Consider the following 25,431-nt stretch of genomic DNA (forward strand, 5'->3'; position numbering starts at 1 on the left):
CACATGTTCCGGCAGCAATCGCGAAATATCAGTCGAATCCGGGTCTTCGGCGATGTGATGATGCGCAAAGCCGGTGTCGCACGCGTTGACAGCGATCCACGCAGGTTTACAATCCGCCGCGTGATCGCAACGTCCATTTTGTCGGGAATGGCCGGTCACTGATGGGGGATCACGTCCGCGCGCGCCGATAGCCGGACCATACAGGGGGACGTCATGGCGAACAATAATCGCCCACTGTCACCGCATATCCAAGTTTACGACATGATGCAGATCACGGCATTGATGTCGATCTTGCACCGCATAACCGGGGTCGTCCTTGCGGGCGGCCTGCTTCTGGTTCTCTGGTGGCTGGTCGCGCTGGCCAGCGGACCGGAATATTACAACACGGTCATGGGCTACGCGGGAAGCTGGATCGGACGTCTTGTGATGCTCGGCTTCACCTGGGCCCTGTTCTATCATCTGTGCAACGGGCTGCGGCATCTGTACTGGGATGCCGGCTGGGGCTTCGAGATCCCGTCCGTCTACCGTACCGGCTACATGGTACTGATCGGCTCGGTCGTTCTGACCGTAGGAGCCTGGGTCATCGCCTATTCGGTAGGAGCGTGAGGCCATGAAATTTTCGCAACTCAATACGCCGCTGAAGAACGTGCGCGGCCTTGGTTCCGCCAAGGACGGCACCGAGCACTGGTGGATGCAGCGTGTCACCGCGATCGCCCTGGTGCCCCTGGTCTTCGCCTTCGCGGTGCTGATCATCCGGCTGACCGGCGCAGACTACAACACCGCCGCCGGGATCGTGGGCAACCCCATCGTGACGGGCGTGCTGGTGCTGCTGATCGTCACCGTGTTCTGGCACCTGAAGCTGGGCATGCAGGTGGTGATCGAAGATTATGTGCACGGATCGGCTTCCAAGCTGTTCCTGATGTTTGCCAACACGTTTGGCTGCTGGATTGGCGGACTGATCTGTGTCCTCGCCGTCCTCAAAATCGCCTTTGGAGGGTAACCCTCAATGACCGAAGCTTATCCCTATACTGAGCACAAGTTCGATGTGGTCGTGGTCGGCGCCGGCGGCGCGGGCCTGCGCGCCGCCATGGGCTGTGCCGAGGCCGGGCTGAACACCGCCTGCGTGACCAAGGTCTTTCCGACGCGGTCGCACACCGTTGCCGCACAGGGCGGCATCTCCGCCTCGCTGGGCAACATGGGCCCGGACAACTGGCGCTGGCACATGTACGACACCGTCAAGGGGTCGGACTGGCTGGGCGACCAGGATGCCATCGAATATCTGGTCCGCGACGCGGTCGACGCCGTGCTGGAACTGGAGCACTTCGGTGTGCCCTTCAGCCGGACCGAGGAAGGCAAGATCTATCAGCGCGCCTTCGGCGGCATGACCACCAACTTCGGCGAAGGCGCGGCCGCCCAGCGGACCTGTGCCGCGGCCGACCGGACCGGTCACGCCATGCTGCACACGCTGTACGGCCAGTCGCTGAAGAACGACACGCACTTCTTCATCGAATATTTTGCCATCGACCTGATCATGGACGATGACGGGGCCTGCCAGGGCGTGCTCTGCTGGGATCTGTCGGACGGCTCGCTGCACCTGTTCCGGGCGCAGATGACGATCCTCGCGACCGGCGGCTATGGCCGTGCCTACTTCTCGGCCACGTCGGCCCATACCTGCACCGGCGACGGTGGCGGCATGGTGCTGCGTGCCGGCCTGCCGCTGCAGGACCTGGAGTTCGTGCAGTTCCATCCGACCGGCATCTACGGCGCGGGCTGCCTGATCACCGAGGGCGTGCGTGGCGAGGGCGGCTATCTGGTCAATTCCGAGGGCGAGCGTTTCATGGAACGCTACGCACCCTCGGCCAAGGATCTGGCCAGCCGCGACGTCGTCAGCCGGTCCATGACCATGGAAATCCGCGAGGGTCGCGGTGTCGGCAAGAACGGCGATCACATCTACCTGCACCTGGACCATCTGGACCCGGCGATCATCGCCGAGCGCCTGCCGGGCATCTCCGAAAGCGCGCACATCTTCGCCGGTGTGGACGTGAACAAGGAACCGATCCCGGTGCTGCCGACCGTGCATTACAACATGGGCGGCATCCAGACGAACTTCCGGGGCGAGGTGCTGACGCTGAAGAACGGCGATCCGGACGCGGTGGTCCCGGGCCTGATGGCCGCGGGCGAGGCCGCCTGCGTGTCGGTGCACGGTGCCAACCGGCTGGGTTCCAACTCGCTGATCGACCTGGTGGTGTTCGGGCGCTCGTGCTCCAAGCACTGCGGCGACATCCTGGAAGCGGGTGCCACCCTGCGCGAGACCAATCAGGCGTCGCTCGAAAAGGCCCTGGACCGCTTCGACAAGATCCGGCACGCCAACGGCGATACCTCGACCGCCGAGATCCGCGACAAGATGCAGTCGGTCATGCAGAACAACTGCGCGGTGTTCCGCACCTCGGAGGTTCTGTCGGAAGGCAAGGAACTGATCGATCAGGTCTACGCCTCGATGCCCAGCCAGAAGGTCACGGACCGTTCGATGGTCTGGAACTCGGATCTGGTGGAAAGCCTGGAACTGGACAATCTGATCCGCCAGGCGGTCGTGACCATGCATTCGGCAGAGAACCGCAAGGAAAGCCGCGGCGCGCACGCGCACGAGGACTTCCCCGATCGCAACGATGACGAGTGGATGAAGCACACGCTGGCGTGGATCGACGAGGCGGGCAAGGTCGATATCGACTACCGCCCGGTCCACACCTACACGCTGTCGAACGACATCGAGTACATCGAGCCCAAGGCTCGCGTGTACTGATTGGCTGAATGAGAGGACAAACCAATGGTTGAATTCAATCTGCCGGCCAATTCGCGGATCAAGAACAACGGCAAGAGCTGGCCGAAGGCCGGTGACGGCAGCAACGTCAGGAAGTTCAAGATCTATCGTTACGATCCCGACTCGGGCGAAAACCCGCGTGTGGATACCTACGAGGTCGACATGGACAGCTGCGGTCCGATGATCCTGGACGCGCTGATCAAGATCAAGAACGAGGTCGATCCGACGCTGACCTTCCGCCGGTCCTGCCGCGAAGGCATCTGCGGATCGTGTGCGATGAACATCGACGGCACCAACACCCTCGCCTGCACCAAGGGCGTGGCCGAGGTGAAGGGCGATGTGAAGGTCTACCCGCTGCCCCACCTGGAGGTGATCAAGGATCTGGTCGGCGACCTGACCCACTTCTACGCGCAGTACGCGTCGATCGAACCGTGGATGCAGACCAAGACGCCCGCGCCGCCGGATCGGGAACGCCTGCAGGACCGCGAGGACCGCACCAAGATCGACGGGCTGTACGAATGTATCCTGTGTGCCTGCTGCTCGACGTCGTGCCCCAGCTACTGGTGGAACGGCGACCGCTATCTTGGACCGGCCATCCTGCTGCAGGCCTATCGCTGGGTGATCGACAGCCGCGACGAGGGCACGGGCGACCGCCTCGACAAGCTGGAAGATCCGTTCAAGCTCTATCGCTGCCACACCATCATGAACTGCGCGCGCACCTGTCCCAAGGGCCTGAATCCGGGCCGTGCGATCGCCGAACTCAAGAAGATGATGATCGAGCGCAAACTCTGACGAAACAGACCGCCCACTTGAAAATGGACAAGGCAGCCGGGTGGGCGGCACCGCGCATCAGAGCGAGGCACCGAAACCCGCATGATCGCCTCGCGCGATGACAAAGTACGAGGGCCGCGCCATATTTCTGGTGCGGCCTTTTCTTATCCGGAGCGTGCTCATGTTCACCGATACCCGCATCACCGACCTGTTCGGAATCGACCTGCCCCTGATCCAGGCCCCGATGGCGGGTGCCCAGGGATCGGCCATGGCCATCGCGGCGTCGGAAGCGGGCGGCCTGGGTTCCCTGCCCTGCGCCATGCTGGATACCGACAAGATGCGCGCCGAGATGGGCGTGATCCGCCAGCAGACATCCAGGCCGGTGAACATGAACTTCTTCTGCCACACGCCGCCGGAACCCGATCCGGCGGCACAGCAGAAATGGCGCGCGCGGCTGCGTGACTACTACATCGAACACGGTCTCGACCCGGATGCCGAGACGCCCGCCGTGAACCGTGCGCCCTTCGATGCGGCTGCCTGTGAGATCGTCGAGGACGTGAAACCGGAGGTCGTCAGCTTTCATTTCGGCCTGCCCGATGCCGCACTGCTGGCACGCGTGAAGGCCACGGGTGCGAAGGTGATCAGTTCGGCCACCACGGCAGCCGAGGCGCGCTGGCTGGCCGAACGCGGCATCGACGCCGTCATCGCGCAGGGTGCGGAGGCCGGCGGTCATCGCGGCATCTTCCTGGGCACCGACATCACCCGGCAGCCCGGCACGATGGCACTGGTGCCCCAGGTCGTCGATGCGGTCGACGTGCCCGTGATCGCCGCGGGCGGCATCACGGACGCGCGGGGGATCGCAGCCGCCTTCCTGCTGGGCGCGTCCGCCGTGCAGGTCGGCACCGCCTTCCTGTTCACGCCGGAAGCGACAATCAGCGATCTGCATCGCGCGGCGCTGGCCGAGGCCAGCGACGACGGCACGGCGCTGACCAACCTGTTCTCCGGACGCCCGGCAAGGGGGCTGATCAATCGGGTGATGGCAGAAGTCGGCCCGATGTCGTCGGACGCCGCCCCGTTCCCGACAGCCGGCGGCGCGCTTGCCCCGCTGAAGCAGGCTGCCGAGGCGCAGGGCAAGGCGGATTTCTCGTCGCTCTGGTCGGGTCAGGCGGCGGCGCTGGGACGCCGGATGGACACCGGCACACTGGTGACGACGCTGATGCGGGAAGCACGCGAAAGACTGTCTTCGGCAGGTTGACGCTTGAAATGGTCCGGGTTTTCTGACCAATTCCCGCCTGTCTGAAATCAACCGGAAACTCGAAGACCATGACCCCGCAGCTTTCACCGAAGACCGTCGCCTTCCAGGGCGTCCCCGGCGCCTATTCGAACCTGGCCTGCCGGGAAGTCTTTCCGGACGCGGATGCCATGGCCTGCCTGACGTTCCAGGCCGCGTTCGAGGCCGTCCGGTCCGGCAAGGCCGACGTCGGCATGATTCCGATCGAGAACACGCTGGGCGGCCGCGTCGCCGGCATTCATTCGCTGCTGCCCGATTCCGGCCTGTTCATCGTGGGCGAGCACTTCCAGAAGGTCGAGCACATGCTGCTGGCCCCGAAGGGTGCCACGCTGGAAGGGCTCAAGCGGATCTACAGTCACGAGCAGGCTTTGGCCCAGTGCAAGGTGCTGATCGAGAACCTCGGGCTGGAAGCCATTGCGCACGCCGACACGGCAGGTGCGGCGCAGGAAATCGCCGAACGTGGCGATGTGGAGGAGGCCGCCGTCGCCTCCAGCCTCGCCGCCGAGACCTACGATCTTGAAATCCTGCGCAGCCGGATCGAGGACAAGATCGGCAACACGACACGGTTCGTGATCATGGCACGGCAGCGCATGGACCCGCCGCCCAGCGAGAAATCCATCATGAGCCTGATGTTCAACGTCCGCAGCGTTCCCGGATCGCTTTACAAGGCACTGGGCGGATTTGCGACGAACGGGGTCAACGTCGTGAAGCTGGAGAGCTACATCACCGACATGAGCTTCACGAAGGCACAGTTCTACGCCGAGATCGAAGGCCATCCGGGCACGCTGGCGGTTGACCGCGCGCTGGACGAGGTCCGGTTCTTCTCGACCAACGTGAAGGAACTCGGCGTCTATCCGGCGCATCCGTTCCGCAGCGCGAACTGAACAGGGCGGAGGCGGCGCGGCGTGGAAGACGTCTTCGAGAGCGATGGGGCGAGGAAGCTGTTCAGCTACTGGAAGGGGTTGAGCAACGGCGGGTCATTGCCCCTTCGGAAAGATTTCGATCCTGTCGATATCCCGGAGTTCCTGCGTTTCATCACCATGATCAAGCCCGAAGCCGACGGTGACTTCACGGTCGCCCTGTTCGGGACCGGACTGCTGCAGTCCATCGGGCACGAGATCACCGGCAAGAGCGTCTTCGACGAATCCATCGGGTTCGATCACAACGTCATCCGTTTCGTGCTCAACGACATCGTCGCGAACGGGACATGTTTCATCACGCTCAGGGACTGTGACCTGTCGGATGGCAGCACATGGCGCGTGCATGGCCTGACCCTGCCGCTGGCCGACGAAAGCGGAAAGATCGTCCGCATCGCGACGGCCTTCATTCCGGTCACAACCGACGGGCGCATCCTGCCGAACTACGACCGCAACGACGAAGTCGATACACGGATCCTGAAGGTACACCGCTACGAGATCGCGACCGACACGCTGACGCTGGTGCCCTACCCCTGAGCTGTTCCGCGTATTCAGCGCTTAAGGCCGGAAGCGCAATGTGATACCCAGTCAGCAACAGACGAAACTGAAGACGTGGGGCGGGAAACATGGGTGCTTACGACAGGGTCTACGACGGCTGGAAGAGTGATCCGGAAGGATTCTGGGCCGAGGCGGCGAAGGCCATCGACTGGTACAAACCCTACGATCGGGTCTTCGACGGCAGCAACGATCCGTTCGTGAAGTGGTTTCCGGGCGGCGAGCTGAACACCTGCTACAACTGCCTCGACCGGCACGTGGAGAACGGGCGCGGCGATCAGACCGCCATCGTCTATGACAGCCCCATGACCGGCCAGGTGAAGAAGTTCACCTATGCCGAACTGACCGATCTGGTCGCGCATTTCGCCGGCGCGCTGAAGGCGCAGGGCGTGAACAAGGGCGACCGGGTCATCATCTACATGCCGATGATCCCCGAGACGGCGATCGCCATGCTGGCCTGCGCGCGGATCGGTGCGCCGCATTCGGTGGTCTTCGGCGGCTTCGCACCGAACGAGCTCGCCACGCGGATCGACGATGCCAAACCGAAACTGATCGTCACGGCGACCTGCGGGCTGGAGCCGGGCCGCGTCATCGAATACATGCCGCTGATTCACAAGGCCATCGATCTGTCGGATCACAAGCCTTCCGGCGTCATCGTCCATCCGCGCCCCGAGGTCCCCGACTGGGAACGCCGCGACAGTGACGTGCTCTGGTCCGATGCGCTGGCCGGGGCCGAACCTGCCGCTTGCGTGCCGGTGAAGTCCACCGACCCGCTCTACGTCCTCTATACCTCTGGCACCACCGGGCAGCCGAAGGGCGTCGTCCGCGACAATGGCGGTCACGCCGTGGCGCTGAGCTGGACCATGAAGAACCTCTACGACATCGATCCGGGGCAGACCTTCTGGGCGGCGTCGGATGTCGGCTGGGTCGTCGGACACAGTTACATCGTCTACGCGCCGCTGCTGCACGGGGCCACGTCAATCCTGTTCGAAGGCAAGCCCGTGGGCACGCCGGATCCCGGCACCTTCTGGCGGGTGATCGCGGACCATGACGTCGAGGTCCTGTTCACTGCGCCAACCGCATTCCGCGCGATCAAGCAGCAGGATCCGGAAGGCACGTTCATCACCAAGTACGACCTGTCGAAGTTCCGCATCCTGTTCCTGGCGGGCGAACGTGCCGATCCCACCACCATCCAGTGGGCGGAGGAGCAACTGAAGGTGCCGGTGATCGACCACTGGTGGCAGACCGAGACCGGCTGGCCCATGGCGATCAACCCGATGGGCATCGAGCCCATGCCGGTCAAGTACGGCAGCCCGACCCGCCCCGTCCCCGGCTATGACATCCGCATTCTGGACGAGGGCAACCAGGAGGTCCCGCGCGGCCAGATGGGGGCGATTTCGGTGAAGCTGCCCCTGCCGCCGGGTTCGCTGCCGACGCTGTGGAACGCCGACCAGCGCTTCATCGATGCCTACCTGACCGACTATCCCGGCTACTACAAGACCGGCGACGCGGGTTACATGGACGAGGATGGCTATCTCTACATCATGTCGCGCACCGACGACGTCATCAACGTCGCGGGCCATCGTCTGTCGACCGGCGCGATGGAAGAGGTCCTGTCGCAGCATCCCGATGTCGCCGAATGCGCGGTCTTCGGTATCGCCGACGATCTGAAGGGCCAGTTGCCGCTGGGTCTGATCGTGCTGAAGGCCGGTGTCAGCCGCGATGTGAAGGAGATCGAGAGCGAGTGCGTCCAGATGGTGCGCCAGCAGATCGGCGCGGTGGCCGCCTTCCGGCTGGTCACGGCGGTCAAGCGCCTGCCGAAGACAAGGTCCGGCAAGGTCTTGCGCGGCACCATGCAGAAGATCGCGGACGGCGAGGATTTCAAGGCCCCCGCCACCATCGACGACCCGGCAATTCTGGACGAGATCACGGAATCGCTGCGCGCACTGGGTTATCCGAAGGGCTGATCCCGGTATGGTATCGGCCCTTCGCAGGACAGCAGGTGTTCTCGCGGCATGTCTGCTGGCACTGACGCTGACCCAGAACGTCCGGGCAGACGCATCGGGCTGGCAGGCGGCGAAAGCCGATGATGCGGTTCTGATCATGCGGCACGCGCTGGCGCCGGGCACCGGCGACCCCGCCGCGTTCCGGATCGGCGATTGCAGCACGCAGCGGAACCTCAGTCAGGCCGGGCGCGACCAGGCACGCGCCATCGGTGCGGCGTTTCGGGATCGCGGAATCACCTTCGACCGGGTGCTGACCAGCGCATGGTGCCGCTGTGAGGAGACGGCGCAGCTTCTGGAGGCGGGACCGGTGGAGGTGCTGCCCGCACTGAATTCCTTCTTTGGTGCGCGTGAGCGGGAGGCGGCCCAGACCCGGGCCCTACAGGGTTTCATCGCCGGCCTGGAGCCGGGAGAACGGGTCCTGATGGTGACCCATCAGGTCAACATCAGCGCGCTGACCGGTGAGTTCACCCGGTCCGGCGAGGTGCTGGTGCTTCGACCGGAAGACAGCGGGATCGCAGTGTCGGGACGCATTCTGATCGCTCCCTGAGACCGGCTCCGTCAGTTCAACCGCCTGTCGTCCGGGAAGTAGGGCGCAAACTCGGCAACGACCCGGGTGTAGGAGTCCCGTTTGAACGCAATGGCCATGTCGACCACTTGCGACAGCGGTGACCAGCGCCAGGCATCGAATTCGGGGTGTGCCGTCTGGATATCGATGTCACTGTCCTGACCGGTGAAGCGGAGCAGAAACCATTTCTGCGTCTGCCCGCGATAGCGCCCCTTCCAGACCTTCCCGACCAGATCCGGCGGCAGGTCGTAGTTGATCCATACTGTCGATTCCGCCACGATCTCGGCCTTCGATGTGCCGACCTCTTCCTCAAGCTCGCGCAATGCCGCCTCGGACGGGGTCTCGCCCTCGTCGATACCGCCCTGAGGCATCTGCCATGCCTCGACGCGCTGGTCGATACGGCGTCCGACGAACACCTGCCAGTCGGCGTTCACCAGCATGATGCCCGCGCAGGGCCGATAGGGCAGATCGTTCATTCCGCCGTCCCCCCGACCTGCACGACAGCGGTCACAGGAGCCAGTTCGAAGCCGCGCTTCCGCATCTCCGGGATCCACACCCGCAGCCGCTCGATCGTCACCGGATAGGCTGAAGCGAACCCGACAGCACTGCCGCGCGACAGCGCAAGCTGTTCAAGCTGGGCCAGCCGCCGGTCGATCGGTTCACGCGCGGCCTGCTGATCAATGAAGCGGTCATTCGTGACCGCAGGCAGTCCCAGTTCGAGCGCCAGCTTGCCCGCAATGGAAACCGGCGTGACGCGCGGATCCACATAGGCCAGGCCGCGTGCACCGATGGCCTCCAGCACGGGCCGCATGTCCTTGTCGGACACGGTGATGCGCGATCCCATGAAGCTGGTCAGCCCGACATAGCCCGTCGCCCGGGACAGAACCCAGCTCAACCGGTCCAGATTGACCGCGGGCGTGTTCGTGGTCATCAACGCCTTGTCGCCGGGGTCATTCAGTTCGACATTGCGCGGCTCCATGGGCACCTGAAGCAGCACCTCATGCCCGGCTGCGCGCGCGGCGGGCACCCATTCGCGAAGACGTTTGGAATAGGGCGTGAAAGCCAGTGTGATCTCGCCCGGCAGATCCTGGATCGCCGACAGGGTGGGCGCTTCGGCCAGCCCCAGTTCCGTGATGACGATGGCGATCAGGCGCGAATCCGCATCCCGCGTGAAAGGCCGGCCATAGACCCGCCAGGGTTCCCGGCCATCCGCACCGCGCACCGGCAGGGGGCCATACGGCCCCTGCGCCGTCAGTTCGGGCAAGGGTGCAGGCGAGAGCGGCTGGCGGTCCTGGCTGTCGGTGAGGACCGGTGCCGGCTTCGGCGCCGCCGGCACGACAGGCGGGGCGGTTTCCCGGGGTTCGTCCGCGGTTCGCGCGGGTTCCGGCGGTTCGTCGTGCGCCGGTTCCGGGGCACCGTGTTCTGTCGATGTCTCGCCATCATGCGAAGGTGTGGCGGCGGTATCCTGATCATCCGCAGGACCCGGATCCCCGTGTGCGGGCTCGGTGGGTGCAGGGCCAGTGCGACCTGGTTCCTGTGCCGGCGCCTCGGGCTTCGACGGCACCGGGCTGGCCGGAACGGGATCGGCGGGCTTTTCCGCCTGCTTCGCGTGATCGCCGTGATCCGGTTCCGCGCGGGTTTCCGCCTCCGAGGCCTTGTCAGCGCCATCGGTCTTCGATTCAGCATGACCCGCCGCAGCATCCGGTTCCGCGAGGGGTGCAGGCACCGTCTCCGCCGGATCGGCCGGAACCGGTTCGGTCGTCTGCTGCGTTTGCGCAGACGGCGCGCCGTCATCCGACTGATCCGTCCACAACAGCCAGCCGGCAACACCGCCGTACAGCAGCAGCAGCAGCGGCGCGACGATCAGCAGCGCCGTCTGGGCCGCCGGTGTCCTGCCGCGCGCTGCCATGCCGTTCTCCGGTCCTAGTTCTGGGTCGCCCGCGACAGCGAGATGGCCTTCACGGCGTCCAGCGCACGCTGCAACTGATAGTCCTTCGACGGGGCGTTCGCGCCCTCTTCCTCGGCCCCGTCAGCCTGCCCGGCACCGAGGTCTTCATCGTCGGTATCATTGTCCAGGCGGTTCCGCAGATCGGCTTCGGAACGCAGGTTCGGTGTGTCCAGAAGCTCCAGCTTCGCCTGCGGCACCTCGATATCGGGTTCGATACCGGTGGCCTGGATGGAGGTGCCGGACGGCGTGTAGTACCGCGCCGTCGTCAGCTTCAGCCGGTTGCCGCCCTGCAGCTGGATGATCGACTGGACCGACCCCTTGCCGAAGGTGCGCGTGCCCATCAGGATCGCGCGCTTGTGGTCCTTCAGGGCACCGGCGACGATCTCCGACGCGCTGGCCGATCCGCCATTGATCAGCACGACGACGGGCAGGCCCTCGGCGATGTCGCCGTCCTTTGCCGTATAGCGCTCGATATCCACGTTGCCGCGCGCGCGCGTCGAGACGATCTCGCCGCGATTCAGGAACGCGTCGGACACGCTGATCGCCTGGTCCAGCAGACCGCCGGGGTTGTTGCGCATGTCCAGCACGACCCCCTGAATGTCTTCCCCGATCTCCGCGCGCAGATCGTCCATCGCCCTGCGCAGACCGGACGTCGTCTGCTCGTTGAAGCTGGTGATGCGGATATAGGCGACCTTGTCCTCGGCGCGCGACCGGACGGACTGAACCTTGATGACCGCACGGGTGATGGTCACGTCGAACGGTTCGGCCTCGCCTTCCCGGATCACGGTGAGCACGATGTCGGTTCCGACCAGTCCGCGCATCTTCTTCACCGCTTCGGTCAGGTTCAGTCCCAGCACCGGTTCGGAATCGATATGGCTGATCAGGTCGCCCGGCTGCATGCCCGCCTCGGCGGCGGGCGTGTCATCGATAGGCGTCACCACCTTCACGAAGCCGCTTTCCATGGTGACCTCGATGCCCAGGCCGCCGAACTCGCCCCGGATGTCGACTTCCATCTGCTTCACGCGTTCAGGACTGAGGAAATTGGAGTGCGGATCGAGCGACTGCAGCATGCCATTGATGCCGGCCTCGATCAGTTCCTTGTCGTCGACTTCCTCGACATAGTTAGACCGTATCTTCGCCAGGGCATCACCGAACAGTTCCAGCAGCCGGTAGACCTCACGGTCGTCCTGCGCCCGCGCGGGCGCACAGGCCGCGATGCTGCCAACCCCGATGAAAACGGCCGTCATCGTCACGGCGAGAAAGCTTTTTCTGATCATTATCCGCTCGTCGTCCCTTACTTTTTCGCCAGCCATGGACCGGGGTTGATCGGTGATCCGTCCCGGCGCAGTTCCAGATAGAGTTCCGGCCGGCCCGCACTGTTCCCGTTCGACATCAACCCGACAGGTTCACCCGCCAGCAGCCATTGTCCCACTACCACGTCGATGCCAGAAAGTCCGGCAACAAGCAAATGATAGCCTTCGCCAAAATCGAGGATCAGCAGTTCGCCATAGGACCGGAACGGTCCGGCGAACCGGACGATCGCATCGTGCGGCGCAGTAACCAGCGCACCCGGGCGCGTGCTGAGCACCATACCGCTGCCATCGTTAACGCCGCGTTGTTCGCCAAATCGTGACCGGATGCGCCCCTCGGCGGGCAGGGCAAGTCTGCCGCGCATGCTGGCAAACCGCACCGGGGTCGCCGCCGCCGCCGGGGCCGCGACCGGCTCGATCTCGTCCAGTTTCCGCATCAGCGCGGTCAGGGTCTCGACCTGCTTCGCCAGGTCGACCGCCCGCGCACCGGCCTTGCGCGCCCTGCTCTCGACCTGGCCGGCCAGTTGCTTCTTGCGATCCATCAGGACGGCCAGTTCTGCGCGCCGTTCACGCTGTGCTGTCAGGCCCGCGACCGTTTCGGCACGCAGGTCCGCGAGGCGCATCTGGCTGCCGGACAGTTCTGACATCTCGGCACGCAGCGCAGTCGCACGTTTTTCAAGGCCGGGCTTGAGGCCCGCGAGCGCGCTGGCGGCCAGACGCGCATCGGCCGCATCGCCGGGCCGCGCGATGATCGCCAGCGGCGGCACACGGGAAATCCCCGCCAGCGCCGAAAAGACCTGGGCCATCTCGTCGCGGCGCGCGGACAGGGAATGCTGCAGTTCCGCGATCCGCACTTCCAGGGCGGCGGCGCGGCGGTCAAGATCGTCCAGCGCGGCCTCGCCCGCGCGGACGGCGGCCGCCCGTTCTTTCATGTCCCGCGACAGTTCGGTGATCTCGGCACGCAGGGCCTCGGCATCCGACCGAAGTTTCCGTGCCTCCGCTTCAACCCTGGCCTTCTCGCTGCGGACGCTGTCGATGTCCTTCGCGGGCGTCTCGTCCGCCTGCGCGATCGCCAGGCCGAACGTGAAGATCAGCAGCAGGGCACCGCACAGGCCATGGACTGTTGTCCGGTCAGGCAATCGCGCGCGCCGCCTCGCCTTTCCGGGGTGCTTCCGACAGCAGCACCCGCCCGGTCATCGCCGCCGGCTGCGGCAACCCCATCAGCGCCAGCACCGTCGGCGCGATATCGGCCAGCCGTCCCGGTACGAGGGAGATATCGCCGACGTCGCCCACCAGGGTCAGCGGGACCGGATTCGTTGTGTGCGCGGTGTGGGGCTGACCCGTTTCCGGGTCCAGCATCTGTTCCAGATTGCCGTGATCGGCGGTCACCAGCATCGCACCGCCTGCGGCCTCGACGGCTGCCGCCAGCCGTCCCAGACAGGTGTCGATGGTCTCGACCGCACGGATCGCCGCCTCCAGCACGCCGGTGTGCCCCACCATGTCGGGATTGGCGAAATTGACCACGATCAGGTCCGTCTGCCCGGCCTTGATCGTCTCCACCAGCCGGTCCGTGACCTCGCCTGCAGACATCTCCGGCTGCAGGTCGTAGGTCGCGACATCGGGCGACGGGATCAGGATGCGCTCCTCGCCCTCGAACTGCGTCTCCTGCCCGCCGTTCAGGAAGAAGGTCACATGCGCGTATTTCTCGGTCTCGGCGATCCGCAACTGCCGAAGTCCGGCTGCCGCCACGACATCGCCCAGCGTGTCGGCCAGTTTCTCCGCCGGAAACAGGGCGCCGAGAAAGTCATTCAGCGCGTCGGAGTATTCGACCATGCCTAGCGCCTGTGCGAAGCGCGGCACGCGCGTGCGGTCGAATCCGTCAAAATGCGGATCCAGCAGCGCCGTCAGAATCTCACGCGCCCGGTCCGCCCGGAAGTTGGCCATCAGCAGACCGTCGCCGTCGCGCATCCCGTCATAGCCGGCGATCCGGCGCGGCCTGACGAACTCGTCAGTTTCGTCCGAAGCGTAGGCGTCCGCAAGCGCCGCCTGCGCGTCCTCGAAGTCCGCGACATCCGCATCCACCATCGCGTCATAGGCCAGTTGGACCCGGTCCCAGCGCTTGTCGCGATCCATCGCCCAGTATCTGCCCATGATGGTCGCCACGCGCGCGCCTTCGGGCAGGTCATGTTCGAAGGCCGACAGAAACTCCGCAGCCGATTCGGGGGGTGTGTCGCGGCCGTCCAGCATGGCGTGGATCAGAACCTCTACATTCCGCTCGGTCAGTGCCCTGGCCAGCGCCACCATGTGGTCCTGATGCGCGTGCACACCGCCCGGCGAGAGCAGTCCCATCAGATGCACGCGCCCCGTGGCGTCGGCCAGCGCGTCCAGGCCCGGCAACCTCGCCAGTTCACCGCTTTTGATGGCGTCATCGATGCGGGGCAGATCCTGCATGACGACGCGGCCCGCGCCGATGTTCATGTGTCCGACCTCGGAATTGCCCATCTGTCCGTCCGGCAGCCCCACCGCCAGCCCCGACGTTTCGATCAGCGTCTGGGGACAGGTCTGCGACAGGCGGGTCCAGTTGGGTGCCGTCGCCAGCCGGATGGCGTTGGATTCACGGGATTCACGGTGGCCCCAGCCGTCCAGAATGCACAGGACGACGGGTTTCAGCTTCTTGATTTCAGGCGTATCGGTCATGGCGGAACATATAGACCACCGGGATCGGGATTTTGAGTGTCTTCTGCGTGACGCCCGACCGTTTCATTCAGTCACGGTGGTAGGGGTGTCCGCTGAGGATGGCCGACGCCCTGTAAAGCTGCTCGGCCAGCATGGCCCGGACCAGCAGGTGCGGCCATGTCAGCCGCCCGAAACTGAGTTTCAGGCGGGCAAGTGCGCGGGTCTCGTCGTCCAGGCCGTCCGCGCCGCCGATCAGGAAGACGACATGGCGGTCGCCGGCATCGGCAAAGGCCTGCAGGCGGCCGGCCAGGTCACGGCTGTCGATATGTCTGCCGGTTTCGTCGAGCGCCACAACCACATCGGCACCGGCTGCGCGTTCGCGCAGCAGCACGTTCTCGCGCAGCTTGCGTTCCGCGTCGGAGCCCCCGCGCCGGTCTTCGAGTTCGACCAGTTCGCAGGGCCAGTTCAGACGTTTGACGTAGGTGTCGAACAGATCCCGCTCCGGCCCGCGACCGAAGCGCCCGATGCTGCAGATCGTGACGCGCAGCACCTATTCGGCGGCGATGTCGGCAGACGGTTCGGGACCGGAAAGTTCCGCGGCCCACATCTTTTCGAGATTGTAGAAATCCCGCACTTCGGGGCGAAACAGATGCACGATCACATCCCCCGCGTCGACCAGCACCCAGTCGCAGGATGTCGCGCCCTCGACCTTGGGTGGCGGGAATCCGGCGGTCTTGATCTTCTCGACCAGATGGCCTGCGATGGCGGAAACATGACGCGAAGAGCGCCCGCTGGCGATCAGCATGTGATCGGCGATGTCGGTCTTGCCTGCCAGATCGATTTGCACGATCTGCTCGGCCTTGTCATCGTCCAGCGATGCCGACACCACGTTGAGGAGTTCCTCGACGATATGGTCGGCCTTGTCCTGACTGACTATTTCAGTCCTCCATTGTCGGCGCATCAGAAACCGGCCAGGGCGTCGCGCCAAGCGACCTGATCGTGGTGGCAGAGAGTGGATGACGCTTCATCCGGAAGTACCCCCATGCGGGGGGTGCCGCCTCGGCCAGCGCCCTGCCATCGGCCTGCTGCCAGAAAAACCGGCGGAAACGACTCGCCGCACGTTGCCCCAGCACCGTCAGAGAATACGGCTCCCGGTCGAAGACGGCAACGGGTACGGTCCCCATCAGTTGCTCCCAGTGCTTCCAGCGCGGCAACTGGTCCAGATTGTCAGCCCCCATCAACCACACGAACCGGTGGTGAGGAAAGCGTTGTGTCAGCCGTGTCAACGTATCGGCCGTATAGGTTGTTCCCAGGCGGGTCTCGATATCGCTCACCCGGATCCGGGGATGCCGGGCCACCTTTTCGGCATGGGCGCGGCGATCGTCGAGGGATGCCATGCCCGACGCCGGTTTCAGCGGATTCTGCGGCGATACCAGCCACCAGACCTGATCCAGCCCCAGCATCCGCAGGGCGTTCAGTGACAAATGCCGATGCCCGTCATGTGCCGGATTGAAGGACCCGCCCAGAAGTCCGATGCGCAGGCCGCGTCGCAGCATCTCAGGGTCGCGTCTGTCCCGTGCCGCGCACGACATACTTGAAGCTGCACAACTGTTCGACGCCGACAGGGCCGCGCGCGTGCATCTTGCCCGTGGCGATGCCGATCTCGGCCCCCATGCCGAACTCGCCGCCATCCGCGAACTGCGTCGACGCGTTGTGGACGACGATCGCCGAGTTCACCCGGTTCAGGAATGAGGCGGCCGCCGCGTCGTCATCGGTGACGATGGCATCCGTATGCTCGGAGCCGTGGGCGCGGATGTGCGCGATGGCGGCGTCCAGACCTTCCACCATCCCGGCGCTGATGACCGGGGCCAGATACTCCGTGTCCCAGTCCTCTTCGGTGGCGGTTTTCACCCTGGCGTCAAGGACACGGACCTGTTCGTCACCCCGCACCTCGCATCCTGACTCCAGCAGCGCCGTGATGATCGAGGCGGCATGGACGGGCGGCAGGCCGCGGTCGATCAGCAGGGTCTCCGCCGCGCCGCAGATCGATGTCCTGCGCATCTTGGCGTTGACCACGATCTCGCGCGCCATCTCGGGATCTGCCGCAGCATGGACGTAGACATGGCAGCGGCCTTCCAGATGCGCGAACACCGGCATGCGGGCCTCGGCCTGCACGCGTGCGACCAGCGACTTGCCACCGCGCGGAACGATGACATCGATGTATTCGGGTGCGGCCAGCATCTCGCCCACCGCCGCACGGTCGGTCGTCGGGACAAGCTGGATCGCGGCTTCTGGCAGGCCGGCGGCCTTCAGTCCCCCGGTCATTGCGGCATGCAGGGCCACGTTCGAATGAAAGGCCTCCCGCCCGCCGCGCAGGATCACGGCGTTACCGGCTTTCAGGCACAGACCCCCGGCGTCCGCCGTCACGTTCGGGCGGCTTTCGTAGATCACGCCGACCACGCCCAGCGGTGTACGGATGCGCGCGATCTTCAGGCCATTGGGCCTGTCCCATTCGGTCAGGACAGCGCCGACGGGATCGTCAAGCGCAGCAATATCTTCCAGGCCTTTCGCGATGCCTTCCAGCCGCTCCCGGTCCAGTCTCGCCCGGTCGATCAGCGGTGCCGCCAGCCCGGCGTCGGTCGCGATCTCGATGTCGCGTGCGTTTGCGGCAAGAATTTCATCGGCCTGCGCCCGAACCGCAGCGGCACCGGCCCGCAGCGCGGCGTTCTTCTGATCCGCGCCCGTGGTGGCAAGAACGGCGGCGGCCGATCGGGCTGCCTTGCCCATACCGGCAATAAGTTCCGCCAGATCACCGCCCTGCCGGAACTCGGCTTCGACCACGCTCATGTCGGCTGCTCCTCTTCCATCCGCTCCAGCACCATGTCGTCGCGATGGATCATCTCATCGCGGCCACGGTAGCCCAGCAGAGCCTCGATTTCATCGCTCTTGTGTCCGGCAATGCGGCGCGCGTTGACCGACGAATAGGCGGACAGGCCGCGCGCCAGTACCTTGCCCGATCCATCGCGCACCCAGACCGCATCGCCCCGGTCGAAGTCCCCTTCGATACCGCGCACCCCGGCAGGCAACAGGCTGCGCCCACGCCGCAGCGCACGCACCGCCCCCTCGTCTATCGTCAGGCTGCCGTTGGGTTTCAACGCACTGGCGATCCATTGCTTGCGGGCCGTACGCGGCGTCGCCTGTGCCCTGAACCAGGTGCAGCGCGCACCATCGGCGATACGGCCGAGCGGGTTCAGCACCCGGCCATCGGCAATGACCATGTTGCAGCCCGCGCCGACCGCGATCTGCGCCGCCTGCAGCTTGGTCGTCATGCCGCCCACACCCATGCCGCTGCGGCTGACGCCCGCCATGGCCATGATCCGGTCATCCAGGTGCCCGATCTCGGGCATGAACTCGGCGTCGGGTTCGGACGTCGGGTCCGCGGTGTACAGGCCGTCGACATCGGACAGCAGCACCAGGCAGTCGGCGGAAATCATCTGGGCCACACGTGCCGCCAGCCGGTCGTTGTCGCCATAGCGGATCTCGGCAGTCGCCACGGTGTCGTTCTCGTTGATCACCGGCACGGCACCCAGATGAAACAGCGTATCCAGCGTGGTGCGGGCGTTCAGGTACTGCCGCCGGTTCTCGGTGGCATCCAGCGTCACCAGAATCTGGCCGCAGATCAGGCCGTGGGCTGCCAGCGCCTCCTGCCATGCATGCGCCAGCGCAATCTGCCCGACGGCGGCCGAAGCCTGCTTGTCCTCAAGCCGCTGCCGACTGAGGATCCCGAGCCGGCGTCGGCCCAGCGCGATGGCGCCGGAGGACACGATGGCCACATCCTGCCCGCGACCGCGGGCCTGCGCGACATCCGCGGCCAGCGCGGTCAGCCAGTCCCGGCGCAGCGCCCCCGTGTCGTGATCGACCAGCAGGGCCGACCCGATCTTGATGACGATACGTTTGGCTGACGTCAGACGATGTGTGCCTGTCAGGGACGCCACGGCTCCGCCTCCGTCCCTTCGGACTCGGCCTCCACCACTGGCCGGATTTCCTTCGCGGTCGCGCGCAGCAGTTCGCGGACGCCATCGCCCGTCACCCCCGACAGCACCATCACACGACGGCCCGACTCATTGGCCAGCGCGAGACGTTTCCCGTCCAGTTCGCCCGCGTCGATCGCATCGGACTTGTTCAACACCACGATCTCGGGCTTCTCGACCAGTTCACCGCCGTAGGCATCCAGTTCATCGCGCACCGTGCGATAGGCTTCGGACGGGTCTTCCGCCGTACCGTCCACCAGATGGATCAGCACGCGGCAGCGTTCGACATGGCCGAGAAACCGTGTTCCCAGACCGATGCCGTCGCTCGCGCCCTCGATCAGGCCCGGAATGTCGGCGATCACGAAGCGATTGTCATCGACATCGACGATGCCCAGGTTCGGGTGCAGCGTGGTGAAGGGATAGGCGGCGATCTTGGGGTTGGCGCGGCTGACGGCGGACAGAAACGTCGATTTCCCGGCATTCGGCAGACCCACAAGCCCGGCATCGGCGATCAGCTTCAGCCGCAGGGTCACCCGCAGTTCCTCGTTCGGCCATCCCGGATCCGCGCGGCGCGGCGCACGATTGGTCGACGATTTGAAGTGAGCGTTGCCCTTGCCGCCCTCGCCGCCTTTCAGCAGCACGACCCGCTGACCCGGCTCGGTCAGGTCGGCGATCAGTTCCTCGCCTTCCTCGTCCAGGATCTGGGTTCCCACCGGTACCTTGAAGACTGCATCCTGACCGTTGGCACCCGTGCGGTTGCTGCCCTCGCCGGGCCGGCCGTTGCCCGCGCGGATATGCTGGCGAAAACGATAGTCGATCAGCGTGTTCAGTCCCTCGACGGCCTCGGCGATGACGTCGCCGCCCTTGCCGCCGTCACCGCCGTTGGGTCCGCCGAACTCGATATATTTCTCGCGCCGGAACGACAGGCAGCCCGGACCGCCCTTGCCGCTTTGCAGATAGACGCGCGTCTGGTCGAGGAACTTCATCGGCGAGGCTCCCCGGACTGTCTCAAAGATTTCTGATACCGGCTTTTATCGTCTGGTGCCGGGCCAGTGAAGGCGGGCACCATTGCGGCCCGCCCCGTCATCGCTGGGCGCGCCCTACTCGGCTGCCTGCGGCTGCACGATGTTGATCGTGTTCTTGCGGCCACCCTTGGAGAACAGCACCTGGCCTTCGACCATCGCGAAGATCGTGTGGTCCTTGCCCATGCCCACACCCGTTCCAGGATGCCACTTGGTGCCGCGCTGGCGCAGGATGATGTTGCCGGGAATGACCTGCTCGCCACCGAACTTCTTCACGCCAAGACGACGTCCTGCGGAATCGCGACCGTTGCGGGAGGAACCGCCTGCCTTTTTATGAGCCATTTCTTAAGTCTCCGCTTTTCCGGTTCAGCCGGTGATGCTGGTTACGCGTACAACCGTCAGGTTCTGACGGTGACCCTGCGTACGGCGATAGCCCTGCCGACGCTTCTTCTTGAAGACGATGATCTTCTCGCCGCGGGTCTGGTCCATGACCTCGGCCTCGACCTTGGCACCATCGACCAGCGGGGTGCCGACCTTCAGGTCCGCGCCATCGCCCAGGGCCAGAACATCGAAGGCAACCGAATCGCCGGGTTCACCTGCCAGGGTTTCCACCTGCAACACGTCGCCCTCGGCAACGCGATACTGTTTTCCACCGGTCTTGATCACTGCGTGCATCGTTCTTCTACGTCCGATTTTCGAGTAGCCCCGGCCCAGATCGCGGAGAACTGGCGCGGGCACAAATCCATACAGCCGCCAGGCACGAGGCCCGTCGGGAGAAAGCGGCTTTTAGCCCTCACCCCCGGACGTGTCAACACCCGGCGGACCGCTCAATTCGGCCAGCAGCGCGGCTTTTTCCCCCGCCGGCGGGGGTGTCGACCTTCCCCCCTCGGCGTGGACCAGCACCGTCCGGCCGCGCGCGACGCATTCAGACCCGTGAAAGATGCCGGAAATCACCGAATAACTGGTGTTTCCGACCGCCACGACGCGCGTGCCGACATCCAGTTCCGCCGGGAAGTTCAGTTCCTTCAGATAGTCGATCTCGACCCGGGCCACGACCCACGGATTGGCGATCGAGGCATCCGCCGACATCTGCGTGATCAGGGTCACCCGCCCGACCTCGATGAACTGGGCGAACACCGTGTTGTTGATATGCCCGTTCGCATCGGTGTCGCAGAACCGCGTCACGGCCTTCACCCAGCGCCAGTAGCTGGCGCGGTCGGTGGGGTCGGGGTTGATCTGGGTCATGGCAGGCCTTCGCGAACTGGGGTTGATCTGGACGGGGCCAATATGAAGGGATGCGCATCAATGACAAGTTCCACCGGGGTTCCCGGTCCAGAGGACGTGCCCTCACGCTCTCTGCCGCCGCTGCGCCGCCATCTGTTCTCGCTGATCAGGCAGCGCCTGTGGCTGCAGGTCCTGATCGCCATGTTCCTGGGGGTCGGGTTCGGCACCCTGATCGGCCCCACGGCAGACCTCATTCCCGGCGAGATCTCGGTCCTGATCGGCAACTGGGTCGCCCTGCCGGGCCGGCTGTTCCTGCTGGCGATCCAGTTCGTCGTCGTGCCGCTGGTCGTTGCCTCGGTGATTCGGGGCATCGCCGCCGGCGGCACCGGATCCAGCCTGGGCCGGATCGGCGGACGCGCCATCGGCTTCTTCCTGATCACCACGCTGCTGGGTGTCGCCATCGGCGTGGCCGTCGCCCTGCTGATCCAGCCCGGAGCCTTCGTGGATCAGGGCACGGTCGGCGAGGCGCTGATGGGAGCCGGCGCGGCGACCGGCGGCGCACCGCCCGCCCCGCCCCGTATCGACCAGATACCAGACATGATCGTCGGCCTGTTCCCGACGGATCCCCTCAGCACCTTCGTCAGCGGCAACATGCTGCAGATCGTCATCGCCGCCGCCATCCTGGGCATCGCGCTGGTGATGACGCCCCTCGAACAGCGTACACCGCTGCTGGAGCTGCTGGCATCGGTTCAGGCGGTCTGCATGGTCATCGTCGGATGGGTGCTCAGGTTCGCGCCGCTGGCCGTGTTCGGCCTGCTGGCCAACATCACCTCGCGCATCGGGCTGTCGGCGCTGGTCGGCACGGGCATGTATGTGGTCACGGTCGTGCTCGGCCTCTTGCTGCTTCTCGCGGCCTATCTGCTCGCCGTGTGGCTGCGGACCCGGCGCGGGCCGGTCGGCTTCCTGCGCGACATCCGCGAGGTGATGCTGCTGGCGTTCTCGACCTCCAGTTCGGCGGCCGTCATGCCGGTGACGCTGACGACCGTCGAGAACAAGCTGAATGTCCGCAGCGAGATCGCGCGGTTCGTGGTGCCGCTCGGCACCACCATCAACATGGCCGGCACGGCCCTGTATCAGGGTGTGGCAACCATCTTTCTGGCCCAGATCTTCGGCGTTGACCTGGGCATCGGCGGAATCGTGCTGGTGGTGGTCATGGCGACCGGCGCGGCCATCGGGTCACCCGGCACGCCTGGTGTCGGCATCGTCATTCTGGCCACCATCCTGACCAGCGTCGGGATCCCGTCCGCCGGGGTCGCCATCATCCTGGGCGTGGACCGGCTGCTGGACATGTGCCGCACGGTTGTGAACGTGACCGGTGACATCGTGGCCTGCCTGATCGTCGATCGCATGACCGCGCCCGAGGAGGCCGGCACAATCACGGAAACCGTGACCCCGCCGGCGTGAAACGCGCGGGTTTGTCCGCTTGAACCGCAGCCGTTCGGGCGCATCTCGGAGTCACGTCAGCCAGCAATGAAAGGAGGCAGACATGGCCCGCGATCATGGCCCCAGCATCAAGGACGACGAGACCTATCAGGCGCTGCGCGACGAGGGTGCCAGCAAGGAGAAGGCGGCGCGCATCGCCAATGCACAGGCCGACGACAGCCGGGCACCCTCCGCCAGGGGCGGCAGTCGTCCGCCCTACGAGGAATGGACGAAGGACGAGCTCTACGACCGCGCCCGGGAAATCGGCATCGAGGGCCGGTCGGACATGAACAAGGACGAACTCATCGACGCCCTGCGCCATCACTGACGGTCCGCGCCTGCCCCGCAGACCAAAACCATTGCGGGGCTCAGCACCATGGGCTAGTAATCCCGCCGCTGGCCCGGCCAGTGACCACGATGTCGATGACATGCGCTGCGGAGAGGTGCCGGAGTGGTCGAACGGGGCGGTCTCGAAAACCGTTGTACTGGCAACAGTACCGAGGGTTCGAATCCCTCCCTCTCCGCCAGCATCGTTTCGCGAAGCGATAACGATGAGAACATGTTCTGAGGCGTACCCAACGCGGCAGGGGTTTGCATAGCAAACGCCCGAGAGCGTTCAGGGTTCGAACTATCTCCCTCCCGCTCCGCCACGATTTTTTGTCTCACGCTCAGTTCGCTTCGCTCACTCGCTCCGACGGGGCGGCGAACGATCGCCGGGCCGCAGTCGCGGCCTGGTGGCGCTGAGTTCGAACTATCTCTCTCCCGCTCCGCCAGAGCCTTTTCGCACAGCGAAACGGCTGAAATCTGCTCCGACTTCGGTGTTGCGGCGGTCGTTTCGCAGAAACGACGAGAGCAGCCGGGTTCGAACCACCCCCGTCTTCGCCATTAAACTATTGCGTGCAAAAGTCAATTTTCGCGTCGCCAGCGGGTCGCGGTTTGGGTCCAACCCTCACGGCTGGTCCATTTGCGGACATCCTGCAAACGGATGCGCATTCGTCGCGGATTGAAACAGCCTGAGACGGCCCAGAACTCAAGGCACCAGAACGGTCGATCCAACAGTCTTGCGGCCCTCCAGGGCGCGGTGCGCCTCGGCGGCGTCGGCGAGGGGGAAGGTCTGGCCGGGTTCGCTGACGATCTTGCCGGCCAGCACCAGATCGAACAGTTCTGACGCCATCTCCAGCATCTTCTCTCTCGGCGTCGCGTAATGGACCATCGCCGGGCGGGTGACCCAGATCGAGCCCTTGGCGGCCAGCAGGGCCGTGTCGATCACCACCGGGCCAGACGAGGTGCCGTTGCTGATCAGTGCGCCGCGCGGCTGCAGGCAGTCGAGTGAGTCCATCAGCGTGTCCTTGCCGACGGAGTCGTAGACCACCGGCACACCCTTGCCGTCTGTGATCTCCTTCACCCGCTCCGGGATGCTTTCGCGCGCGGTGACGATGACGTGCGCGCAACCGTTGGCGCGGGCGGCCTCGGCCTTCTGGTCGGTGCTGACGGTGCCGATCATGGTCACGGCCAGCGCCTTCGCCCACTGGCAGGCGATCAGGCCGACGCCACCGGCGGCCGCGTGGTAGAGGATCGTCTCGCCGCCCTGCAGCGGGTAGACCTGACGGAACAGGTACTGCGCCGTCATGCCCTTCATCATCAGGGTCGCCGCCGTACTGTCCGAGACGCCGTCGGGCAGCGGGATCAGCACGTTCGCGGGCATGATCCGGACATCGGAGTAGGCGCCCTGCGGCCCCAGCAGGTAACCCACGCGGTCACCGGGGCTGACTTCGGTGACATTCTCACCGACGGCCTCGACCACGCCCACGGCGTCCGACCCCAGGCCGTTGGGCAGCTTCAGCGGATATCGCCCGGTCCGGAAATAGATGTCGATGAAGTTCACGGCCACATGGCTGTGGCGCACCCGCACCTTGCCGGGGCCGGGCTCGCCCACCTCGACTTCCTCCAGCCGGAGCACTTCCGGGCCGCCGGTCTCGGAAAAACGGATCGCCTTTACCATATCGGTAGTTCCTTGCTTTCGGATGTGCGGCTTCAGAAGCCCCAGGACACGCCGCCATCGACGGTAAGCGCCGATCCGACCACATAGTCGCCCGCGCGGCTGGCGAGATAGACGGCGGCGGCGGCCATATCCAGCGGCTGCCCGACACGCTGGGCCGGGATGTGCGATGTCCACCCGTCCGGATTGTCGCGTGCGGCCTGGTTCATGTCTGTCGGGAAGGCGCCCGGATTGATGGTGGAGACCACGATGTGATCCTGGATCAGGCGCATCGCCATGCGCTTGGCGAGATGGGACACGCCGGCCTTGCTGGCGTGATAGGAGTAGCTCTCGTTCAGCGGATTGACGAAGAAGCCATCGACCGACGACACCATGATGACCTTCGAGAGATTGTCGGGTCGAGCATTCACCTTCAGCGCCTCGTAGAGCGCCTGGGTCAGGAAGAACGGTGTCTTGACGTTCAGGTCCATCACCTTGTCCCAGCCATTCTCCGGAAACTCGGCGAAGGGTGCCCCCCAGGCCGCGCCCGCATTGTGCACCAGAATGTCGAGGCTGCTTTCCTTCGCCAGATAGGCCTCGGCCAGTTGCCGCGAACCGTCCGCACCGGAAGCGTTCACCGCCAGCGCATGGCATTCGCCGAAGCCTGACAGTTCCCCTGCCGCCGCCTCGGCCTGCTCCGGCTTGCGGCCGGAGACATAGACCTTCGCGCCCTGTTCCAGAAAGCCCTGCGCGATCATGCGCCCGATGCCGCGCGTGCCGCCGGTGACCAGCGCCGTCCGGCCGGCCAGTGAGAATGCGTCCTTCATGATCATTGTG

Annotated in this window: 27 protein-coding genes and 1 tRNA gene; 12 read left to right on the forward strand and 16 right to left on the reverse strand. The window is 65.3% G+C overall.

Annotation, left to right across the window (positions count from 1 at the left end):
- The first annotated feature begins 213 nt into the window (after positions 1-213).
- The 9 genes from sdhC (at position 214) to ACN0X7_RS04585 (ending at position 8,905) form a co-directional block, all read left to right on the forward strand.
- Positions 214-606, forward strand: a complete 393-nt coding sequence (sdhC, locus tag ACN0X7_RS04545; protein WP_417514562.1) for a succinate dehydrogenase, cytochrome b556 subunit — start codon at positions 214-216, stop codon at positions 604-606.
- 4 nt (positions 607-610) lie between these two features.
- Positions 611-1,000 carry a succinate dehydrogenase, hydrophobic membrane anchor protein gene (gene sdhD, locus ACN0X7_RS04550; RefSeq protein ID WP_417514564.1) on the forward strand — a complete coding sequence of 130 codons (390 nt, stop codon included), beginning with the start codon at positions 611-613 and terminating at the stop codon, positions 998-1,000.
- A gap of 6 nt (positions 1,001-1,006) precedes the next feature.
- Positions 1,007-2,800 carry a succinate dehydrogenase flavoprotein subunit gene (sdhA, locus tag ACN0X7_RS04555; RefSeq protein ID WP_417514566.1) on the forward strand — a complete coding sequence of 598 codons (1,794 nt, stop codon included), beginning with the start codon at positions 1,007-1,009 and terminating at the stop codon, positions 2,798-2,800.
- Between the two features lie 24 nt (positions 2,801-2,824).
- Positions 2,825-3,610: a succinate dehydrogenase iron-sulfur subunit gene (locus tag ACN0X7_RS04560; RefSeq protein WP_417514568.1), complete on the forward strand. Its 786-nt coding sequence runs from the start codon at positions 2,825-2,827 to the stop codon at positions 3,608-3,610.
- Positions 3,611-3,770: 160 nt separating this feature from the next.
- Entirely contained in the window at positions 3,771-4,844 is a 1,074-nt protein-coding gene (locus ACN0X7_RS04565; RefSeq protein WP_417514570.1) for an NAD(P)H-dependent flavin oxidoreductase, read from the forward strand.
- Positions 4,845-4,912: 68 nt separating this feature from the next.
- Positions 4,913-5,764: a prephenate dehydratase gene (locus tag ACN0X7_RS04570; protein WP_417514572.1), complete on the forward strand. Its 852-nt coding sequence runs from the start codon at positions 4,913-4,915 to the stop codon at positions 5,762-5,764.
- Positions 5,765-5,785: 21 nt separating this feature from the next.
- A complete protein-coding gene (locus ACN0X7_RS04575) occupies positions 5,786-6,334 on the forward strand; it encodes a PAS domain-containing protein (protein WP_417514574.1) in 549 nt (182 codons plus the stop codon).
- 89 nt (positions 6,335-6,423) lie between these two features.
- A complete protein-coding gene (locus ACN0X7_RS04580; protein WP_417514576.1) occupies positions 6,424-8,319 on the forward strand; it encodes a propionyl-CoA synthetase in 1,896 nt (631 codons plus the stop codon).
- Between the two features lie 7 nt (positions 8,320-8,326).
- Positions 8,327-8,905: a histidine phosphatase family protein gene (locus ACN0X7_RS04585; protein ID WP_417514578.1), complete on the forward strand. Its 579-nt coding sequence runs from the start codon at positions 8,327-8,329 to the stop codon at positions 8,903-8,905.
- Positions 8,906-8,916: 11 nt separating this feature from the next.
- On the opposite strand, the gene ACN0X7_RS04590 is transcribed toward ACN0X7_RS04585, so the two are convergent.
- From ACN0X7_RS04590 to ACN0X7_RS04655, 14 genes are all read right to left on the reverse strand, one after another.
- Positions 8,917-9,399 carry an RNA pyrophosphohydrolase gene (locus ACN0X7_RS04590; protein WP_417514580.1) on the reverse strand — a complete coding sequence of 161 codons (483 nt, stop codon included), beginning with the start codon at positions 9,397-9,399 and terminating at the stop codon, positions 8,917-8,919.
- Positions 9,396-10,832: a divergent polysaccharide deacetylase family protein gene (locus tag ACN0X7_RS04595; protein WP_417514582.1), complete on the reverse strand. Its 1,437-nt coding sequence runs from the start codon at positions 10,830-10,832 to the stop codon at positions 9,396-9,398. Before ACN0X7_RS04595 ends, ACN0X7_RS04590 begins: the two co-directional genes overlap by 4 nt.
- 14 nt (positions 10,833-10,846) lie before the next feature.
- The gene (locus ACN0X7_RS04600; RefSeq protein WP_417514584.1) at positions 10,847-12,148 is read right to left on the reverse strand and encodes a S41 family peptidase; all 1,302 of its coding nucleotides are present in this window, start codon (positions 12,146-12,148) and stop codon (positions 10,847-10,849) included.
- Positions 12,149-12,165: 17 nt separating this feature from the next.
- On the reverse strand, positions 12,166-13,320 hold the full coding sequence (locus ACN0X7_RS04605; RefSeq protein WP_417514586.1) for a murein hydrolase activator EnvC family protein: 1,155 nt from the start codon (positions 13,318-13,320) through the stop codon (positions 12,166-12,168).
- On the reverse strand, positions 13,313-14,878 hold the full coding sequence (gene gpmI, locus ACN0X7_RS04610; RefSeq protein ID WP_417514588.1) for a 2,3-bisphosphoglycerate-independent phosphoglycerate mutase: 1,566 nt from the start codon (positions 14,876-14,878) through the stop codon (positions 13,313-13,315). The genes ACN0X7_RS04605 and gpmI overlap by 8 nt, the downstream gene beginning before the upstream one ends.
- A gap of 67 nt (positions 14,879-14,945) precedes the next feature.
- Positions 14,946-15,407, reverse strand: a complete 462-nt coding sequence (locus ACN0X7_RS04615) for a 23S rRNA (pseudouridine(1915)-N(3))-methyltransferase RlmH (RefSeq protein WP_417514590.1) — start codon at positions 15,405-15,407, stop codon at positions 14,946-14,948.
- Positions 15,408-15,818: a ribosome silencing factor gene (rsfS, locus tag ACN0X7_RS04620; RefSeq protein WP_417514592.1), complete on the reverse strand. Its 411-nt coding sequence runs from the start codon at positions 15,816-15,818 to the stop codon at positions 15,408-15,410.
- The gene (locus ACN0X7_RS04625; RefSeq protein ID WP_417514594.1) at positions 15,796-16,413 is read right to left on the reverse strand and encodes a nicotinate-nucleotide adenylyltransferase; all 618 of its coding nucleotides are present in this window, start codon (positions 16,411-16,413) and stop codon (positions 15,796-15,798) included. Before ACN0X7_RS04625 ends, rsfS begins: the two co-directional genes overlap by 23 nt.
- A gap of 1 nt (position 16,414) precedes the next feature.
- Positions 16,415-17,704 carry a glutamate-5-semialdehyde dehydrogenase gene (locus ACN0X7_RS04630; RefSeq protein WP_417514596.1) on the reverse strand — a complete coding sequence of 430 codons (1,290 nt, stop codon included), beginning with the start codon at positions 17,702-17,704 and terminating at the stop codon, positions 16,415-16,417.
- Positions 17,701-18,852 carry a glutamate 5-kinase gene (gene proB / locus ACN0X7_RS04635; RefSeq protein ID WP_417514598.1) on the reverse strand — a complete coding sequence of 384 codons (1,152 nt, stop codon included), beginning with the start codon at positions 18,850-18,852 and terminating at the stop codon, positions 17,701-17,703. Before proB ends, ACN0X7_RS04630 begins: the two co-directional genes overlap by 4 nt.
- Positions 18,840-19,874, reverse strand: a complete 1,035-nt coding sequence (gene obgE / locus ACN0X7_RS04640) for a GTPase ObgE (protein ID WP_417514600.1) — start codon at positions 19,872-19,874, stop codon at positions 18,840-18,842. The genes proB and obgE overlap by 13 nt, the downstream gene beginning before the upstream one ends.
- 114 nt (positions 19,875-19,988) lie before the next feature.
- Complete coding sequence (gene rpmA, locus ACN0X7_RS04645) at positions 19,989-20,252, reverse strand: 50S ribosomal protein L27 (protein ID WP_417514602.1); 264 nt, start codon at positions 20,250-20,252, stop codon at positions 19,989-19,991.
- Positions 20,253-20,276: 24 nt separating this feature from the next.
- Positions 20,277-20,585, reverse strand: a complete 309-nt coding sequence (rplU, locus tag ACN0X7_RS04650; protein WP_417514604.1) for a 50S ribosomal protein L21 — start codon at positions 20,583-20,585, stop codon at positions 20,277-20,279.
- Between the two features lie 111 nt (positions 20,586-20,696).
- Positions 20,697-21,155, reverse strand: coding sequence for an acyl-CoA thioesterase (locus ACN0X7_RS04655; RefSeq protein ID WP_417514606.1), 459 nt, complete (start codon positions 21,153-21,155; stop codon positions 20,697-20,699).
- Between the two features lie 60 nt (positions 21,156-21,215).
- Here ACN0X7_RS04655 and ACN0X7_RS04660 point away from each other — a divergent pair, with 60 nt between their 5' ends.
- From ACN0X7_RS04660 to ACN0X7_RS04670, 3 genes are all read left to right on the forward strand, one after another.
- A complete protein-coding gene (locus tag ACN0X7_RS04660) occupies positions 21,216-22,598 on the forward strand; it encodes a dicarboxylate/amino acid:cation symporter (RefSeq protein WP_417514608.1) in 1,383 nt (460 codons plus the stop codon).
- An 82-nt stretch (positions 22,599-22,680) separates the two neighbouring features.
- The gene (locus ACN0X7_RS04665; protein ID WP_417514610.1) at positions 22,681-22,944 is read left to right on the forward strand and encodes a Rho termination factor N-terminal domain-containing protein; all 264 of its coding nucleotides are present in this window, start codon (positions 22,681-22,683) and stop codon (positions 22,942-22,944) included.
- A gap of 109 nt (positions 22,945-23,053) precedes the next feature.
- Positions 23,054-23,143: transfer RNA gene (locus ACN0X7_RS04670), tRNA-Ser, on the forward strand.
- Positions 23,144-23,646: 503 nt separating this feature from the next.
- Here the strand turns inward: ACN0X7_RS04670 and ACN0X7_RS04675 are convergent.
- Positions 23,647-24,618: a quinone oxidoreductase family protein gene (locus ACN0X7_RS04675; protein ID WP_417514612.1), complete on the reverse strand. Its 972-nt coding sequence runs from the start codon at positions 24,616-24,618 to the stop codon at positions 23,647-23,649.
- A 32-nt stretch (positions 24,619-24,650) separates the two neighbouring features.
- Positions 24,651-25,427: an SDR family oxidoreductase gene (locus ACN0X7_RS04680; RefSeq protein WP_417514614.1), complete on the reverse strand. Its 777-nt coding sequence runs from the start codon at positions 25,425-25,427 to the stop codon at positions 24,651-24,653.
- Positions 25,428-25,431 lie beyond the last annotated feature (4 nt).

It is taken from the genome of Minwuia sp. (genome assembly GCF_048263705.1).
Classification (GTDB): domain Bacteria; phylum Pseudomonadota; class Alphaproteobacteria; order Minwuiales; family Minwuiaceae; genus Minwuia.